Source organism: Micromonospora sp. CNZ285 (assembly GCF_004637285.1).
Map to the genome: position 1 here is coordinate 5313721 of NZ_SPQD01000001.1, position 17137 is coordinate 5330857.

Annotated in this window: 16 protein-coding genes and 2 tRNA genes; 13 read left to right on the forward strand and 5 right to left on the reverse strand. The window is 72.2% G+C overall.

Going from position 1 to position 17137, the window contains the following annotated elements; all coding sequences use genetic code 11:
* Nucleotides 1-24 precede the first annotated feature (24 nt).
* From gyrA to CLT75_RS24220, 6 genes are all read left to right on the forward strand, one after another.
* Nucleotides 25-3804: an intein-containing DNA gyrase subunit A gene (gyrA, locus tag CLT75_RS24200; protein ID WP_135242603.1), complete on the forward strand. Its 3780-nt coding sequence runs from the start codon at nt 25-27 to the stop codon at nt 3802-3804.
* 3 nt (nt 3805-3807) lie between these two features.
* Nucleotides 3808-4734: a DUF3566 domain-containing protein gene (locus CLT75_RS24205; protein ID WP_135242604.1), complete on the forward strand. Its 927-nt coding sequence runs from the start codon at nt 3808-3810 to the stop codon at nt 4732-4734.
* 142 nt (nt 4735-4876) lie between these two features.
* Nucleotides 4877-4950 (forward strand) — tRNA-Ile (locus tag CLT75_RS24210).
* Nucleotides 4951-4993: 43 nt separating this feature from the next.
* A complete protein-coding gene (locus CLT75_RS32900) occupies nt 4994-5122 on the forward strand; it encodes a DLW-39 family protein (protein WP_013283222.1) in 129 nt (42 codons plus the stop codon).
* Between the two features lie 10 nt (nt 5123-5132).
* A tRNA-Ala gene (locus CLT75_RS24215) sits at nt 5133-5208 on the forward strand.
* Nucleotides 5209-5347: 139 nt separating this feature from the next.
* Nucleotides 5348-5614, forward strand: a complete 267-nt coding sequence (locus CLT75_RS24220) for a hypothetical protein (protein WP_135242605.1) — start codon at nt 5348-5350, stop codon at nt 5612-5614.
* Nucleotides 5615-5621: 7 nt separating this feature from the next.
* Here CLT75_RS24220 and CLT75_RS24225 read toward each other — a convergent pair whose 3' ends face one another.
* Complete coding sequence (locus CLT75_RS24225; protein ID WP_135242606.1) at nt 5622-6011, reverse strand: DUF4240 domain-containing protein; 390 nt, start codon at nt 6009-6011, stop codon at nt 5622-5624.
* 198 nt (nt 6012-6209) lie between these two features.
* Between CLT75_RS24225 and CLT75_RS24230 the strand changes: the two genes are divergently transcribed.
* Nucleotides 6210-6602 carry an ester cyclase gene (locus CLT75_RS24230; protein ID WP_135242607.1) on the forward strand — a complete coding sequence of 131 codons (393 nt, stop codon included), beginning with the start codon at nt 6210-6212 and terminating at the stop codon, nt 6600-6602.
* A 4-nt stretch (nt 6603-6606) separates the two neighbouring features.
* Here the strand turns inward: CLT75_RS24230 and CLT75_RS24235 are convergent, their stop codons facing one another.
* Nucleotides 6607-7650, reverse strand: coding sequence for a DMT family transporter (locus tag CLT75_RS24235; RefSeq protein WP_135242608.1), 1044 nt, complete (start codon nt 7648-7650; stop codon nt 6607-6609).
* A gap of 122 nt (nt 7651-7772) precedes the next feature.
* Nucleotides 7773-8324, reverse strand: coding sequence for an ATP/GTP-binding protein (locus tag CLT75_RS24240; protein ID WP_135242609.1), 552 nt, complete (start codon nt 8322-8324; stop codon nt 7773-7775).
* Between the two features lie 62 nt (nt 8325-8386).
* Between CLT75_RS24240 and CLT75_RS24245 the strand changes: the two genes are divergently transcribed.
* Genes CLT75_RS24245 through CLT75_RS24260 form a run of 4 tightly spaced genes read left to right on the forward strand, consistent with a single transcriptional unit; the run spans nt 8387 to nt 10354 of the window.
* Nucleotides 8387-8680: a helix-turn-helix domain-containing protein gene (locus CLT75_RS24245; RefSeq protein WP_167796954.1), complete on the forward strand. Its 294-nt coding sequence runs from the start codon at nt 8387-8389 to the stop codon at nt 8678-8680.
* Nucleotides 8677-9063 (forward strand): VOC family protein, encoded by a 387-nt coding sequence (locus CLT75_RS24250; RefSeq protein ID WP_013283243.1) that lies wholly within the window; start codon nt 8677-8679, stop codon nt 9061-9063. Before CLT75_RS24245 ends, CLT75_RS24250 begins: the two co-directional genes overlap by 4 nt.
* A gap of 10 nt (nt 9064-9073) precedes the next feature.
* Nucleotides 9074-9622 (forward strand): hypothetical protein, encoded by a 549-nt coding sequence (locus tag CLT75_RS24255; protein WP_135242610.1) that lies wholly within the window; start codon nt 9074-9076, stop codon nt 9620-9622.
* 42 nt (nt 9623-9664) lie between these two features.
* The gene (locus CLT75_RS24260; protein WP_135242611.1) at nt 9665-10354 is read left to right on the forward strand and encodes a PH domain-containing protein; all 690 of its coding nucleotides are present in this window, start codon (nt 9665-9667) and stop codon (nt 10352-10354) included.
* A gap of 3 nt (nt 10355-10357) precedes the next feature.
* On the opposite strand, the gene CLT75_RS24265 is transcribed toward CLT75_RS24260, so the two are convergent.
* Nucleotides 10358-10948, reverse strand: a complete 591-nt coding sequence (locus CLT75_RS24265; RefSeq protein ID WP_135242612.1) for a dienelactone hydrolase family protein — start codon at nt 10946-10948, stop codon at nt 10358-10360.
* 65 nt (nt 10949-11013) lie between these two features.
* Here CLT75_RS24265 and CLT75_RS24270 point away from each other — a divergent pair, with 65 nt between their 5' ends.
* Both CLT75_RS24270 and CLT75_RS24275 read left to right on the forward strand, forming a co-directional pair.
* Complete coding sequence (locus tag CLT75_RS24270) at nt 11014-11604, forward strand: winged helix-turn-helix domain-containing protein (protein WP_135242613.1); 591 nt, start codon at nt 11014-11016, stop codon at nt 11602-11604.
* A gap of 65 nt (nt 11605-11669) precedes the next feature.
* The gene (locus CLT75_RS24275) at nt 11670-12641 is read left to right on the forward strand and encodes an L-threonylcarbamoyladenylate synthase (RefSeq protein ID WP_135242614.1); all 972 of its coding nucleotides are present in this window, start codon (nt 11670-11672) and stop codon (nt 12639-12641) included.
* Here the strand turns inward: CLT75_RS24275 and CLT75_RS24280 are convergent.
* Nucleotides 12638-17137, reverse strand: a complete 4500-nt coding sequence (locus tag CLT75_RS24280; protein ID WP_135242615.1) for a cation-translocating P-type ATPase — start codon at nt 17135-17137, stop codon at nt 12638-12640. The two genes, CLT75_RS24275 and CLT75_RS24280, sit on opposite strands and share 4 nt — an antisense overlap.

Genomic DNA, 17137 nt, shown 5'->3' on the forward strand with positions numbered 1-17137 from the left:
TGAAGAGTCTGATAAGGGTTAACAGTGACCGATACTCCCGAGTCCACCCCGAACGAGCCGGAGACCCCGGAGACACTGGCCGCGGTCGTCCAGCACGACCGGATCGAGCCGGTCGGCCTCGAGGTCGAGATGCAGCGCTCGTACCTCGACTACGCGATGAGCGTCATCGTCGGGCGGGCCCTGCCGGACGTCCGGGACGGGCTCAAGCCGGTCCACCGCAAGATCCTCTACGCCATGTTCGACTCCGGCTACCGGCCGGACCGCGGGTACGTGAAGTGCTCCCGCGTCGTCGGCGACGTGATGGGCCAGTTCCACCCGCACGGCGACTCGGCCATCTACGACGCGCTGGTCCGGATGGCGCAGCCGTGGTCGCTGCGCTACCCGCTGGTCGACGGCAACGGCAACTTCGGCTCGCCCGGAAACGACCCGGCCGCCGCCATGCGGTACTGCCTCGTCGGCGACGTCCGGATTCGTACCGCTGAGGGGTCCGTCCGAATCGCCGACGTGGTGCCGGACGCCGCGCCGAGCAGCGAGACCGACGTCGACCTCAAGGTCCGCGACCGCAACGGCGACCTGGTTCGTGCCAGCAGGTTCTTCCACTCCGGCGAGCACCCCACGCTGCGGCTGCGCACCCGCGAGGGGTACGAGCTGACCGGCACCCACAACCACCCGGTGCTCTGCCTGGTGAACGTGGCCGGCGTGCCGACCCTGCTGTGGAAGCTGCTCGCCGAGATCGCCCCGGGCGACCGGGTGGTCCTCCAGCGCACCGTGCCGGACGAGATCGGCTACCCGATGCTGGAGCACGTCGAGGCCGCCGTGCTGGCGGGCGCGTTCGTGTCCGAGGGGTGGGTGTCGGAGCAGCGGGCCGGCTTCAACAACGTGGACCGGGAGTTCTTCGTCCGGGTCCTCACCGCCTACGACCTCGCGGTCGGCGGCCCCCGGTACGTCGCCGAGCGGGTCATCGCCTCCGGCAGCACGCTGCACGAACTCGACGTACAGAACCTCTCCGCCCTGCGGGCGAGCGTGCTCGGCGAGATGGTGGGCGCACGGAGCGCCGACAAGTTCGTGCCGGAGTTCGTCTGGCGCGGACCGGCCGCGGTCAAGCGGGCCTTCCTCCAGGCGCTGTTCGAGGGCGACGGCTCGTCGTCGCTGCTGCCCCGCCACACGATCCAGGTCTCCTACTCGACCCGCAGCGAGCGGCTGGCCCGCGAGGTGCAGCAGCTGCTGCTGGAGTTCGGCGTGGTCAGCCGGCAGTGCCGGTACGACGACGGCGAGCTCAAGGTCGTCGTCACCAACCGGCGGGACGCCCGGATCTTCGCCGCCCACATCGGATTCCTCGGCCGTAAGCAGGCAAAGCTGGAATCCGAGCTGGCCCAGGTGCCGGCGAGTAGCACCGCGCTCTCCGGCGACCACGTGCCGTTCGTCGGCGACTTCGTCCGCGAGCACGGCGCGAGCCGCTGGACCGAGCGCGACTGGCTGCGCCGGCACAACGTGGACCGGATCGAGCGCTGGGAGCGGGACCGCGACGAGATCGCGGCCCGGATCACCGAGCCGGGCATCCTCGACGTGGTCGAGCCGCTTGTCGACGGGCGCTTCTACTACGCCGAGGTGACCGAGATCACCGACGCCGGTGTGCGGCCGGTCTACAGCATCCGGGTGGACACCGAGGACCACTCGTTCGTCTCCGACGGCTTCGTCAGCCACAACACCGAGTGCAAGCTCGACCCGCTGGCGATGGAGATGCTGCGGGACATCGACGAGGACACCGTCGACCTGCAGGACAACTACGACGGCCGGGCCAAGGAGCCCACCATCCTGCCGTCGCGGATTCCGAACCTGCTCATCAACGGCTCCGAGGGCATCGCGGTCGGCATGGCCACCAAGATCCCGCCGCACAACCTGCGCGAGATCGGCGCCGCGGTGCAGTGGTGCCTTGAGCACCCGGAGGCCGACGAGGCCACCACGCTGGAAGCCCTGCTGGAGATCGTCAAGGGCCCGGACTTCCCGACCCACGGCCTGATCGTCGGCCAGGCCGGCATCCAGGACGCGTACCGGACCGGGCGCGGCTCGATCCGGATGCGCGCCGTGGTCGAGGTCGAGGAGGACAAGCGGGGCCGGCCGGCGCTCGTGGTCAGCGAGCTGCCCTACCAGGTCAACCCGGACAACCTCGCCGAGCGCATCGCCGAGCTGATCAAGGAGGGCAAGCTCGCCGGCATCGCCGACATCCGCGACGAGTCCTCCGGGCGTACCGGCATGCGGATCGTGCTCGTGCTCAAGCGCGACGCGGTCGCCAAGGTGGTGCTGAACAACCTCTACAAGCACACCCAGCTCCAGGAGACGTTCGGCGCCAACATGCTGGCGCTCGTCGACGGCGTGCCGCGCACGCTCAACCTGGCCCAGTTCATCCGCTACTACGTCGAGCACCAGATCGAGGTGATCCGGCGGCGGACCGCGTTCCGGCTGCGCAAGGCCGAGGAGCGGGCACACATCCTGCGCGGTCTGTCCAAGGCGCTGGACGCGCTGGACGAGGTGATCGCCCTGATCCGGCGCTCGCCCACCGTCGAGGACGCCCGGCAGGGCCTGATCCGGCTGCTGGACATCGACGAGGTCCAGGCGACCGCGATCCTGGACATGCAGCTGCGCCGGCTGGCCGCACTGGAGCGGCAGCGCATCCTGGACGACCTGGCAAAGCTCGAACTGGAGATCGCCGACCTCAAGGACATCCTGGCCAAGCCGGAGCGGCAGCGGCGGATCGTCTCGGAGGAGCTGGGCGAGATCGTCGCGAAGTGGGGCGACGAACGCCGTACGAAGATCGTCCCGTTCGACGGCGAGGTCTCCATGGAGGACCTCATCGCCCGCGAGGACGTGGTGGTGACGATCACGCGCACCGGCTACGCCAAGCGGACCAAGGTCGATCTCTACCGGTCGCAGCGGCGCGGCGGAAAGGGCGTCAGCGGGGCGACGCTCCGCCAGGACGACATTGTCAGCCACTTCTTCGTATGCTCTACCCACGACTGGATCCTGTTCTTCACGAACAAGGGTCGGGTCTACCGGGCGAAGGCTTACGAGCTTCCCGAGGCCAGTAGGGTGGCCAAGGGCCAGCACGTGGCCAACCTGCTCGCGTTCCAGCCCGACGAGCAGATCGCGCAGATCATTGAAATCCCGAACTACCAGGTGGCCCCCTACCTGGTACTGGCCACGAAGAACGGCCTGGTGAAGAAGACGCGGCTCGAGGAGTTCGACTCCAACCGTTCCGGCGGCATCATCGCGATCAACCTGCGCGATGAGGACGAACTGGTCGGTGCGGTCCTGGTCGCTCCGGAGGACGACCTGCTGCTCGTCTCGAAGAACGCCCAGGCGATCCGCTTCAACGCCACCGACGAGGCGCTGCGCCCGATGGGCCGGGCCACGTCCGGGGTGATCGGCATGCGCTTCAGCGGCGAGGACGAGTTGCTCGCCGTCGAGGTGGTGCGAGAGGGTCTGGACGTTCTGGTCGCGACGAACGGGGGTTACGCGAAACGTACCCCGATCGAGGAATACCCGGTCCAGGGCCGGGGAGGTAAGGGCGTGCTGACCGCGAAGATCACCGAGCGACGCGGTGGCCTGGTCGGCGCGGTCGTGATCGATCCGGAGGATGAGCTGTTCGCCATCACGAGCAACGGCGGCGTCATCCGGACTCCGGTGAAGCCTGTACGCCGTACGCGTGACCGGAACACAATGGGGGTCAAGCTGATGGACCTCCCGGACGGCGTGACTATCGTGGCGATTGCTCGCAATGCCGACGAGCCTGACGAACAGGACTAGTTGATGACGGAGACACAGGCGAAGTCGGGGAACAAGGGGACCTCGGCCACTCCGGTCGAGGAGGAGGCCGCGCAGGGCGGCACACCAGCGACCGGCCGCGCGGCTGTGGGCCGGGCCACGGTTCCCGCCGACGCGCCTGCCCCGAAGTTCACCCGGGCTCCCGGCATGGCCCCGCCTCCGGACAAGCCGACCGAGGACTCCGGTTCCCGGGACTCGGCCGAGACCAAGGTCGACGCGCCGACGTCGGCCGACGGTCTGGCCGCCCCGGCCGCCAAGCCCACGAACGCCACGAGCACCCAGCCGATCAAGGCGCCGTCGGCCGCCGGCCGGGCCTCCACCGGTACGACCGGCACGCAGCCGCGGATCGGCGCCGGTCTGGGCACCGCCCCGAAGACGTCGCCCGACGGCTCGCGCCCGGGCGGCGCCGCGAACGCCCAGTCCCGGCCCGCCAACGGCGGCGGCCTGCCGCCGGGCATCAGCGGCGCGGCGGCAGTCGGCGCCGCGCGTGTGGGTGAGGCGGTACGCGCCGCGCGTACCTCGGTCAGCTCGGCCGCGTCGCGCGGACCGCGACGGGCCCGGCTGAACCTGAAGCGGATCGACCCGTGGTCGGTGATGAAGTTCGCCTTCGCGGTGTCCGTGGTGCTCTTCATCGTGGTCGTCGTGGCGACGTCGGTGCTCTACCTTGCGCTCGACGCGATGGGTGTGTTCAAGAGCGTCAACGACAGCCTGACCGACCTGGTGAACGCCGGCGGCGGCCAGGGCGGCGGTGGCTTCCGGATCACCGCCAAGGGCGTGATCCTGACGTCGTCGCTGATCGGCCTGGTGAACGTCGTGCTGTTCACCGCGCTGGCGACGCTCAGCGCGTTCGTCTACAACGTCTGCGCCGACCTGGTCGGCGGGATCGAGCTGACGCTCGCTGAGCGGGACTGATCGACCGGCGTCGGGGCACCGCGTAAAGCGGTCGCCCCGGCGCCGTACGTCCGGGTAGGTTCGAGATGGCGCGGGCGCTTCCACTACGTACCCCGATTTGGGCGCGGTGGAGGCGATGGGTTAACCTAGCTCGTCGCTACGCGGGGCTATAGCTCAGTCGGTTAGAGCGCAGAGCTGATAACTCTGAGGTCGCTGGTTCGATTCCAGCTAGCCCCACCGCACATCGTCCGACGACAGTCGAGCGCGAGGGGTCAAGCACATGTTCAAGAAGCTCCTGATCCTGGCCGGCATCGTCGGTGTGGCCGCCGTCGTGGCCAAGAAGGTCAAGGCCTCGAACGACGAGCGCGCCCTGTGGCACGAGGCGACCACGGCGCCCGACCTGCGCTGAACGCCGTCACGGGGCCCTAGCTCAACTGGCAGAGCACTGCCTTTGCAAGGCAGGGGTTAGGGGTTCGAGTCCCCTGGGCTCCACCAGCACTTTCCCCGGTTGATCTCGGTCCCGAGTACAGCCAAGGTCACGCCGTCCCCTCCTCGCCCAGCACCCGATCAAGCATCGGAACCGATGCCGCCGGCAGGGTTTTCGAGAGACGCGCTTGAGGCAGAGGAGCGGTGCGTGGCCGGCGGGGGGTTCCCCAGCGATCTTTCCGGCCACTTCTGGGCAACGCTGGAACACCGGCCTGAACTCGATCGATGGCGCTTCGAGATCATCGACTATCAGAACAACGTCCTGCTCAGTGGCTTGGCCTGTAGCGAGCGGCAGGCCGCAGCCATCGTCAACGCATGGGACGAAGTGATCGCTGCCTCGCCCGAGGACGAGGACGAGGACCCCAGCATGGATTGGGTCGACTACTCGGAGGATGGGTCACCCGCCGCGCCTTGATCGCCGGTTACCGGCGGGGGAACAGGCGCGCGAGGCGCGGCAGGCGTTGTGCGATCTCGGTGAGGCTGTCGCTGTCCCACTGCTGATCGTTCGGTTCCGGGCCGGCGTACGCGCGGTGACCTCGGGCGTCCAGCGCTTCGTGGAGCCCGTCGCCCTGGCCGGTGGCGCATTCGTACGCGCCGGCCGCCACGTAGGCGAGTTCCTCCCACTGTGGCCATTCCGCGTCTGCCCATTCCTCGTGACTGCGACCGGCGAGCACACGAACGGCGGGCAGTTGGAAGTACCAGAACGTGTCGCTGCTGCAGAGGCCGTCCAGGATCTGGGTCGCCGCACCCCACGTGGCGTACGTGTCGATCGGGCGACGGGCGGCTTCCAGGTTGAGCTGGAAGTCCGCGATGTGTGCGAGGGGACCCGGTGTCCTACCGTTCGGTACAGAACGTGATCCTGATCATGGACCGATCGGTACAGAAGCCTGTTACGGTCGTTGCAGAACCGAGCGGTACAAAAACTCGCTCCCGCGATCGGCCCGGGGACACGGGCCGGCATCAACAGATGAGGAAGACCGATCATGAGCTCCACCGCGACGGATGCAGGCATGTCCACACAGGAACTGCGGGACTTCTACCTGCGGTACGTCGAGCTGGCGAACAGGCGGGAGTTCGCCCGCATGGCCGACTTCGCCCACGAGGAGGTCGTCATGAACGGCACTCCGGTCAAGATGGCGGACATGGTGGCCGAGTTCTACAAGCACGTGGAGGCGGTGCCGGACCTCCACTGGGAGATCCAGGATGTCGTCGTCGAGGGTGATCGGATCGCCGCGCGGCTCGTGGACACGGGCACCCCGGTCAAGGAGTGGAACGGTCTGACGGCCACCGGCAAGTCGGTGTCGTTCACCGAAACCGCCTTCTACCGGGTCCAGGACGGCAAGTTCAAGTACATGTCGTACCTGATGGACACCGACTCGGTGCGGCGCCAGCTCGCCGGCTGACCCGTCATCCCGGACGCCGCGTCGCCACACCGCCGCCGGCCCTCGCTCGTCGAGGCCAGCGGCGGTTCCGCGTGTCGGCGTCCCGGTCCCTGAGCGCCGCAGCCGCAGCCGCAGCCGACGACGGCGCCGGCCCGGGCTCACCGAGCATCAGCGTGACCACCGCGGCGAGCAATACGACCGACCCGAGAAGGGCGGTCACGGTGAGCCGTTCGTCCAGCACGAGCACCGCGATGAGCGCCGCCGTCACCGGCTCGACGAGCGCGATGACCGACGCGGTGGTCGCCCGGACCGCGGCCAGACCGGCGAAGAACAGGGTGTACGCCACGGCGGTGGGCGCCACGGCGAGGAAGGCGAGCAGACCCACCGTCTGACGGGTGTCACCGGCTGTGGGCAGGATCCCTTCGAGCAGGGCCAGTGGGAGCAGGCAGAGCATTCCGACGGCGAATCCACCCAGGAGCGAGGTCTGCCCGTTGCCGTCCCGGCCGAGCTTCCGGTTGAGCAGGGTGACGGCCGCGTACCCGCCGGCGGACAGCAGCGCGCAGGCCAACCCCAGCACCGGCGCCGGGGCGCTGCCGGCGCTACCGCCGCCCAGCAGCAGGACCAGACCGACGAGTGCTGTCACGACTGTGACTCCGCCGGAACGGCCGAGTCGCTCGCCGAGGGTCAGGCGGGAACCGAGGGCGATGAGGACCGGCCCGGCACCCAGGGTGACCATGGTGGCGACGGCCAGGCCGGCGTACCCCACTGCGGCGAAGTACGCCGTCTGGTAGACGGCCAGACCCACGCCTGTCGTCACGACCTGCCGCCACCGGTGGCGCGGCCGGGTGCTGACGACCCGGGGACGCGCGGACCGTCGCCAGCGTGTCAGGTGTCCGGCGGCGAGCAGCACGACACCGCCCGCGAACCGCCAGAAGGAGACGGCGACCGGGCCCAGCCCGCTGGTGTCGTAGAGGACGGCCGCCGCGGCGCCGCCGGTGCCCCAGGCGATCGCCGCCAGGAGGATGTACAGGGTTCCTCGCCCCACGGTCGGGGGCAGATTTGTGTGCACGGGATTCTCCGTTGTCGTCGCCGCCCGGGCACCGCGAACGCACCCGGGCTCTGGATCGGGAGCCGGGTTCGGTGAACGGCGTCGTTACCGGGTGACCGGTGGCGGCGAGACAACGCGGAACGTCATGACCGCACCCTAGCGGCGCGCAGTCGGTCGACCGCCTGCTTTATCGCCGCCACCCGCGTCGCGAGCGGTCCCGCCGGCACGTCGACGAGGTCGAATCCCGCCTCGCGGTACGTCAGTTCGTGGACCCGCTCGAAGACGAGTGACTCCTCGAAGGTGATGCGACGCGCGGCGGTCGCCTCGACGAAGCCCTGATTCCGTACGAAGAAGACGGTCCGCTCCGTCGTCATGCGCTCGATCTCGTCGAGCAGGGCGGGCGGCGGCGTCAACCCCAGGTGGCGGCACAACGCGAGCGTGCAGACGGGTGAGCGGTCGTGGAACACCACGTCGCCGCCAAACAGCTCGGCTCGGCGCCTACGCCTCCGCTGGAGATCCAGCACCTGCTCGGCGAAGTCCGGCTCACGCCACGGCTCGGGCCGGCCGAGCGCCTGGTGCAGCGCGATCACGTCGGTCGCCGCTTCCTCCACCACGGAGTGGCCGTCGATCTCCAGGTGGCGCAGGATCGCGGTCTTACCGGAGCCGGGAGCGCCGGTGAGGATGTATCCGGGCATGGCGTCCTCCGATTGCGGGCAACCCCTTGATAGGCAAGCCGTTACTTGCCTATGGTGGTGACGTGGGCGATCTGTACCAGGCGCTGGCCGATCCCACCCGCCGCCTGATCCTCGACGAGCTGACCGAGCGCGACGGTCAGACCCTGTTCGAGATCTGCGGCCGGCTGGCCACGAAGCACCAGGTCGGTTCGTCCCGGCAGGCGATCTCCCAGCACCTCGACGTCCTGGAGGCCGCCGGCCTGATCGTCACGCGGCGGCAGGGCCGCTACAAGTTCCACCACCTCGACACCCGGCCGCTGCGGTCCATCACCGAGCGATGGCTCAGGTCCGACGCACCCACCCAGGAGAACCCATGAGAATCAACCTCACCAGCGTGTACGTCGACGACCAGGACAAGGCCCTGCGCTTCTACACCGAGGTGCTGGGCTTCGTGAAGAAGACGGACGTGCCGACCGGCGAGTACCGCTGGCTGACCGTGGTCTCGCCGGACGCCCCGGACGGCGTGGAGCTGCTGCTGGAACCCGACGCGCACCCGGCCGCCAAGGCGTTCAAGGAGGCGCTCGCGGGCGACGGGATCCCGCTGACGCAGTTCGCGGTGGACGACGTGGCCGCCGAGCACGACCGGCTGCGGGGCCTCGGCGTGCTGTTCACCCAGGAGCCGGTCGACATGGGCCCGGTGACCACAGCGGTGTTCGACGACACCTGCGGCAACCTGATCCAGATCGCACAGTACCGGTAGCGGGTCGACAGTGGCCGGACCGTGGCGTAGCCCGGCGCTGGCGGCCGCGGTGGCGCGCCTGGAGGACGAGATCCGGGACGCCTGGGCGCGGCTGCGCGGTGAGCTGGACGTGGCGCCGGGCTCGCCCGAGGAGAGCGAGCTGGCCTGGCTCGTCGTCGACGATCCGGGGGCGTACGACTGGCGGACCGTGGACGGCGCGGTGGACCGGCTGACCTGTCCCGACTGCGGGGAACGGCTGACCGCCGGACCGGCGACGTGCGAGACGTGCGGGTTCCGTCACCGGATGCGGTTCGGCGCCCGGGAGCGCGACCGCCCGCACGTGCCGCCCGGCAACGAGCACGCTCTGCGCGTCGCCACGGCGGTGACCCGCAGCCGGCACCGCTACTCACCCCGGGCGCGGGTCGGCTACGAGCTGGTCCTGCCGGACCTGCTGGCCGGTGCCCTGCCCACGACTCCCCAGGCCCAGGCCGCCAAGGCACTCATCAACACGTTGACCGACGACGAGTGCGACCGGGTCGCGAGCCTCGCCGAGGTCGTGGAGTTGGCGAGAGGGCGTTGACTCGGCGCGGAACCGCTGGACACGATCGGTCACCCTGGCGGCATGACGGTGTGGCGGCGCCCGTACTCGCTGGACCTGACCACCTCCGACTCCATGGTCGTGGCGGGGCTGGCGGTCGGCTTCTTCGTGCTCATCGTGTTCGGGATCCGCAGCGGCAGTTTCCTGGAACGGGAGGCGGTGGTCCTCGGAGTGTGGAACGCCGGCGTCCTCGCCGTCGCGGTCCGCCGCGCGATGCTCGGCGTCTGGGTGAGCCCTGTCGGCGTCCGCTCGCGCTCGCTGCTCCGCACGACCACAGTGCCGTGGGCGTCGGTTGCGGAGATTCACAGCGGTACGGCTTCGATAGCGGGTCTGGACATGGGACGCGACGCGATCGTCATCGAGCGGATCGATGGCGAGCCGGTGCAGACGCCGATCCAGTCCGGCGCCATCGTCCGGCCGTTCCGCCTGGAGCTGACCCGGCTGGTCACCTGGCCGGAGCACTACGACGAGATCCTCGCGACCCTGCGGGAGTGCCACCGGAACGCCCGGCCCCCGGAGCAGCGCGCGCCGGTGAGCCCGGCGCCGGATCCGGTCCGCGCCGACCGTCCGGACCCGCCGGAGCAGATCCGGCGGCCCGCTCCGAGCGCCGCGCAGCGGCGTGACATGCACGCGTTGACCAGGCAGTACGAGCGTGGAGTGCTGACCGACGCGGAGTACGCGGCCGCGTTGGCGCGGCTGCGCGGGGACGAGTAGGCGTCAGCCGAGCCGGTCGAGCAGCTCGCGGCTGCGGCTCACCACCAGCGCGGTGGCCTCGGCGTCGTACGAGGGCAGTGAGCTGTCGGTGAACAGGTGCCGGTCGCCGGGGTAGACGTACAGCTCGCCGCGTTCGGGACCGACGATCGACACCAGCTCGCGCGCGGCGTCCACGTCGCCTTCGAGCCCGAAGAACGGGTCCTGTTCCATGCCGTGCACCTGCACCGCCACCCCGTCGGGCCAGGGGCCGATCGCCCACTCGCCGGTCACCGGCAGGCAGGCCTCGTAGAGCAGGGCGGCCCGGGCGCCGGCCCGGGTCTGGGCGAGCCGCTGGGCGATGGCGGCGCCCCAGGAGACGCCCGCGTAGACGAGGCCCGCGGGCAGGCCGGCGACGTACGCGTCGGCGCGCTGGTCGAGGACGTCGCCGCCGATCCGCTTGATCAGCGCGGCCCCGTCCTCGATGGTGGCCGGCCGTTCGCCGTCAAAGAAGTCGGGGGTGTGGACGGTGTGCCCGCCGGACCGGAGGGAGTCGGCGAGCGCGCGGACGCCGTCCGTGAGCCCTTGAATGTGGTGGAAGAGCGCGATCTCGGCCATCACTACACTCCTGAGTTGTCAGACCAGAGTTATCGAACGAACCAGAATCTTAGAACGGTCGAGAAATGTCGGTCAATGAGCGAATCCCGGACTACGACCTCGACGACCTGCTCGTGGTCACCGCTCCGGAGCAGTTGCGCGCGCTCGCCGACCCGCTGCGGAGCACGCTGCTCGAACTGCTCCTGGAGCGCGCCGCCACAGTGAACGAGATGGCCCGCGCCGTCGACCGGCCGAAGAGCAGCGTGGCGTACCACGTGAACCAACTGGTTGACGCCGGTCTGCTGCGCGTGGTGCGGACCCGACGGGTACGCGCCATCGAGGAGCGGTTCTACGGGCGGGTGGCCCGCACCTACTACGTCGGCGCGCTCAACCGGGCCGAGGACAAGCAGGTGGTGTCCCGGATCAACGGGCTCGCCGAGGCGGCAGCCGAAGCGGCGGCCGCGCACGCCGCCGACGAGTTGCGGTGCACGCTCGTGCACGCGCGCATCCCGATCGAGGACGTCCGCGAGTTCTGGGCGGAGGTGCAGGCGCTGGCCCGGCGGTTCGCGCAGATCCCCCGCGCCGGCGACCAGGTGTACGGCTTCGCCGCCGGCCTCTACCCCACCGACGCGCCCACGCTCCCCGACACGGAACCTGCCACCGACCCACGTGACTGAAGGCCGCACCACGCGACGGCAGGGTCGTGCCGGGACGGCGAACCGGGCAGGCTAGCGTCGGAAGCGTGAGCACCGGATCCCCGCGCGTCCTCCCGGCCGAGCGCGGCATCGACGAGGCAGCCGCCGTCCTGCGCGCCGGCGGGCTGGTCGCCTTCCCCACCGAGACGGTCTACGGGCTGGGCGCCAACGCGCTCGACGCGCGGGCCGCCGCGCGGATCTTCGAGGCGAAGGCCCGGCCCAGCTTCGACCCGCTGATCAGCCACCTGGCCGACGCCGCCGACCTGGCCGCGCTGGTGGGCGAGGTGCCCGCGGCGGTGGCCGAGCTGGCGAAGCGGTTCTGGCCCGGCCCGCTCACCCTGATCGTGGACCGGCCGGAGATCATCCCGCCGATCGTCACCTCCGGCCTGGACACCATGGCGGTACGCGTACCGGACGAGCCGTCGGCGCGGGCGCTGATCGCGGCGGCGGGCGTGCCGGTGGCGGCGCCCAGCGCGAACCGGTTCGGCCAGCTCAGCCCCACCCGCGCCGAGCACGTGGTGGCCGGGCTGGGTGGCGCGGTGGACGTGGTGCTCGACGGCGGGCCCACCCGGTGCGGCATCGAGTCGACGATCGTGGACGCGCGCGGTGAGCGGCCGGTGGTGCTGCGGCTGGGCGCGCTGCCCGTCGAGGCGATCGTCGACGCGGTCGGCCCGGTCGAGGTGCGCCAGGGCAGCTCCGGTCAGCCGGTCGCGCCCGGGACGCTCGCCGCGCACTACGCCCCGCGTACCCCGCTTCGGTTGGGCGCGGCGGCCGAGCCCGGCGGCGGCCGGCGGGGATTCCTGGCCTTCCGGGAGCCACCGGCGGACGGCGACTGGGCGGCGGTGGAGGTGCTGTCGCCGGACGGCGACGTGACGGCGGCGGCGGCGCGCCTGTTCGACGCGCTGCACCGGCTCGACGCGGCCGGGGTGACCGAGATCGTCGCCGAGCCGGTGCCGGAGACCGGCGTGGGCCGCGCGATAAACGACCGGCTGCGCCGGGCCGCCGCCACCTGGCGCTAGGACTGGTCGGCGTCGGGTCGCCGATGCGAGCCGGGCTGCGGCAGGCGGTCGACCAGCTTGGTCAGCGCGCCGTTGGCGAACGTGGCACCGAGCGCCGAGCCGGTGGCGATGGTCCAGCCCACCGGGCCGAGCGGGGTGCAGCCGAAGAAGTGGCTGACGCCCGGAGTCTGCACCACCGCCACGAGCACGCCCACCGACGCGGCGGTGGCGACGAGCACGCTGGGGCTGGTGCCGCCGGCCAGCACGGTCTGGCCGAGCTGGGTGCCGATCAGCGAGGCGAGCGCGACGGTGCTGGCGCGTCGCTGGGTGCCGGTCCACCTGGCGATCGTCCAGCCGGCGGTCGCGCCCAGCGTGGTCGCCGCCGCGCGGAGCCCGATCTCCCGGGTCATGGTGACGCCGAGCGAGGAGTCCGGGCCCTCCCGCAGCAGGTGGTCGGCGCTGTCGTCGGCGGGCGGGCGGACCGCGATGGCGAGCGCCGGTGCCAGGTCGGTGAGCAGGTTGACCAGCAGGAGTTGCCGGCCGTTCAGCGCGGACCGGCCGGTCGCGGCGGCGGTCAGCACGCTGAACGCGATCTCGCCGAGGTTGCCGCCGACCAGGATGCTCAGCGCGTGCCGTACCGACGACCACATGGCCCGTCCCTCGACGAGCGTGGCGATGATCGTCTCCAGCCGGTCGTCGGTGACCACCAGGTCGGCGGCGGCGCGGGCGGCGGGAGTGCCCCGTTGACCGAGAGCGATACCGACGTCGGCGAGCCGGATCGCCGGGGCGTCGTTGGCGCCGTCACCCGTCATCGCGACGGTGCGGTCCTGGCGCTGCAACGCCTGGATGATCCGTACCTTGTGGGCGGGCGTGCAGCGTGCCACCACGTCGGTCGCCATCAGGCGCTCGGCGAGCGCGGCGTCGTCCAGCCGGTCCAGGTCGCTGGCCGTGACCACGCGCTGCCCGCCGTCGTCCGGGCTGATCGCGGCGGCGATCGCCTCGGCGGTGGCCGGATGGTCGCCGGTGATCATGACGGTGTGCACGCCCGCGGCCCGGATCCGGGCCACCGCTGGCCGGGCGCTCTCCCGCACCCCGTCGGCGAGCGTCAGGAAACCCACGAAGACCAGGCCGTCGACCTGCTCGTCGCTGACCTGCTCGGTGGAGACCGGGCACTCGGCCACGGCGAGGATGCGGTGCCCGGCGCCGGCCCGCCCGGCCAGCATGGCCTGCACCTCCTCGCGTCCGGCCGCGTCGAGCGGCCGGTCCCCCTCAGCGGTTCGGCGGGACGCGCAGCGCGGCAGCACCGACTCGGGGGCGCCCTTCACGCTCAGCAGCAGCCCGCCGGCGGCACGCCCGACAGCGGCGCTGTAGCCGCGGGACGGCTCGAACGGCAGCCCGGCCGTGGCGGTCCAGTCCGCCGCTCCGGTCCGCTCGTCCACCCCGGCGGCGTCCGCGCCGTGACGTACCGTCCGGTCGGTCTGCTGCGGCAACTCGTCCGGGTCGGCGGCGGACGGGGTGGCCCGCACCGCGGCGGCCAGCGTCGACCGGAGCGGCTCGTCCAGGTCGTCCAACGCGGCGTACCGGCCGTCGCCCGTACCCACCCCGGCCAGCAGCAGCTTCCCCTCGGTGAGCGTGCCGGTCTTGTCGAAACAGAGCACGTCGACCCGGCCCAGCGCCTCGATGGTCCGGGGGTTGCGGACCAGGGCGCCGTGTTCGGCCAGCCGCCGCGCCGCCGCCAGCTGCGCGGCGCTGACCAGGAACGGCAGCCCTTCCGGCACCGACGCCACGGCCAGGTTCGCGGCGGTCGCCGCCGTTTCGGCAAGGGGTACGCCCCGAAGCAGTCCCGCTCCGGCCACCGCGATCGCCGACGCGGCCGCCAGGGGTACGGCGCTGCTTGTCAGCTTGCCGAGTCGCGCCTCCACGCCACTGGCGGGCGGGGCCTCACGGGCCATGGCGAGGCTCCGCCCGGCCTCGGTCTCCGCGCCGGTGGCCACCACCACCGCGGTGCCGTGGCCGGCGGCGACAGTGGTGCCCTCGAACAGCATCGAGCGCCGTTCGGCGATGGCCGCCGCCACCACCGGATCCGGGCTCTTCGCCACCGGCAGCGACTCGCCGGTCAGTGACGACTCGTCCGCCTCCAGCCCGTCGCTGGTCAGCACCCGGCAGTCGGCCGGTACGGCGTCCCCGGAGCTGACCGTGATCACGTCGCCGCGTACCAGCTCCTCGGCGGGCACCACCCGCTCCTCGCCGTCGCGCACCACCCGGGCGGTGACCGCCGAGCGGGACAGCAACTCGGCCAGGGACCGTTCGGTGTTGCGCTGGTGCACGGCGCCGACCAGCGCCGAACCGCCCACCACGCCGCCGACCAGTGCGGCGTCGACGAGGGAGCCGAACGCGGCGGAGAGCACCGCGCCGGCGGCCAGCACCGGGGTGAGCGGGTTGGACAGCTCCTCGACGAACGAGCGGAGCAGCCCGGCCGGGCCGTGCTCGTCCCCGACCTCGACCCGCCGGCGGCGGGCCGCCTCCTCGTCGGTCAGCCCGGACGGGCCGGTGTCGAGCTGGTCCAGGACGGTCTGCGTCGGCATGAGATGCCAGGCGGTGAGCGCGGGCATCGGTGCGCCGGTCCGGTCCGGCAGCCGGTGCGCCCGGAACACGCCGTGCGCGAACGCGAGCGCCGCCGCGCCGTTCACCGCCGCCAGTGTGGGGCGGGGCAGCCGTCGCCGGTCGGCGGTGAACGCGGCGAGCGCACCGAGCCCGCTGCCGGCCATCGCGATCCGGACGTTCTGCGCGGTCATCCGGCGGGCCACCCCGGCGGCGTCGACGAGCAGCGCGGGTACCCGCAGGTCGTCACCGACCAGCAGGTGCGCGCCCCACGGCGGCAGGTCGTCCGGGCCGTACACGCCGAGGCCGCAGTCGGACGCGGCGAGCGCCGACCGCTCACCGGACACCACCATCACCACCGCGCCCTCGCGTTGCAGGTCGTGCACCGCGTCGGCGAGCCGGGCACCCCCGGGTACGAGCAGGTCCGCGAAGTCGTACCGGCCGTCGTCCGGGCCGCCGACCACGAGCCGCAGGCCCGCCTGGCGGGCGGCCGACGCCAGCGCGTCCACGCCGGGCGCGGGCTCCGGCTCGACCCGCAGTACGGCGGCGAGCCGGCCGTTCTCGGCCAGCCCGAGCAGCCGTCCACCGTCGGCGCGCAGCCGGGCGCTGTCCGGGGTGTCCCCGGGATCGTCGGCGCCGAGGCGGTCCAGCGGGCCGATCCGCCAGCCGCCGTCGGCGCGTACCGCGTCCGGCTCGGCCGGGTCGAACAACGCGAACGCCCGGGCGGAGACCCGCCCGGTGTCGGCGTCGGCCAGCGGCGCGAGGTCCGCCAGGACCCCCCGGTCCGAGCCGAGCACCGCGGCGTCCAGCACCACCGTGTCGATCCGGTCCAGCTCACGCAGCACGCTGCGGTCCATCGCGATCACACCGCGTCGGGCGAGCATCCGGCCGAGCTGGGCGCCGTACCCCTCGCGGCCGGAGCCGGGTGCCTTCGGCAGCGAGGACAGCGCCAGCGCGGCGGCCCGCTTCGGTCCCAGCACCGGCAGCGCCGCCGCCCCGGCGACCGCGCCGGCCGGGAGCACGCGCTTGGCGTACCGCTCGGGCTGGCCGTCCGGCACCGGGCAGGGCCGCTCGCCGTCGGGCACCCGGGCCACAGCCCGCTCCGGGTCACCGGTCAGGTGCGGTTCGGCCCGCCGCCACGCGGCCAGTTGCGCGGCGCCCTCGCCCCACTGCACCACGCGCTGCGCGCCGTCGAGCACGATGCCGGCCCAGCCGCCGGTGAGACCCTGCACGACGGCCTCGGCCAGCGGGAACAGCAGCTCGGCGCGCGGGTCGGCGCGGATGCCCAACCCGGCCAGCGCGTGCAGCTTCGGGTGCAGGTCGACAGCGCCCAGCAGACCGGCCACCTCGGCCGGAATCGGGGTCAGCGGCAGCACGCGGGTGGCCGCGGAGATGCCCAGCCCGAGCACGTCGGACAGCAGCGCGCCGAATGTCCGCGCGGTACGCGGACCGTCCTCGGGCGGCTGCGGCGGTTCGATCTCCGGGTCCGGCTCGTACGGGCAGGTCCGCTCGACACGGGCCACCGTGGCGATCAGGTCGCGCAGCTTCGGCGCCGGATGCCCGGTCGCCACCACCACCCGGCCGGACGGCGCGTTCACCCGCGCCCAGGTGACGCCCGGCATCGACTCCAGCGCCGCCTCGACCTGGCGGGCCAGCCGGTCACCGCCGTCCTGGCAGACGCCGTGCACCTCGATGTGGTGGCGGCCGTCCTGCGACCACACGCGACGGCTGGTCAGCCCGGTGAGTCGGGCCAGCCGGGCCGCCGCCGTACCGACGCTGCCCGCCACCTCGCTGACCCGGGCCGGCACGGCGTCAGTGGGCAGGGCCGAACCGACGGTACGCGCGACACGCGCGGCGGTCTCCGGTACGACCGTCGGCGACAGCAGGAGGCCGGCGAACCGTCCCAGCGAGGTCAT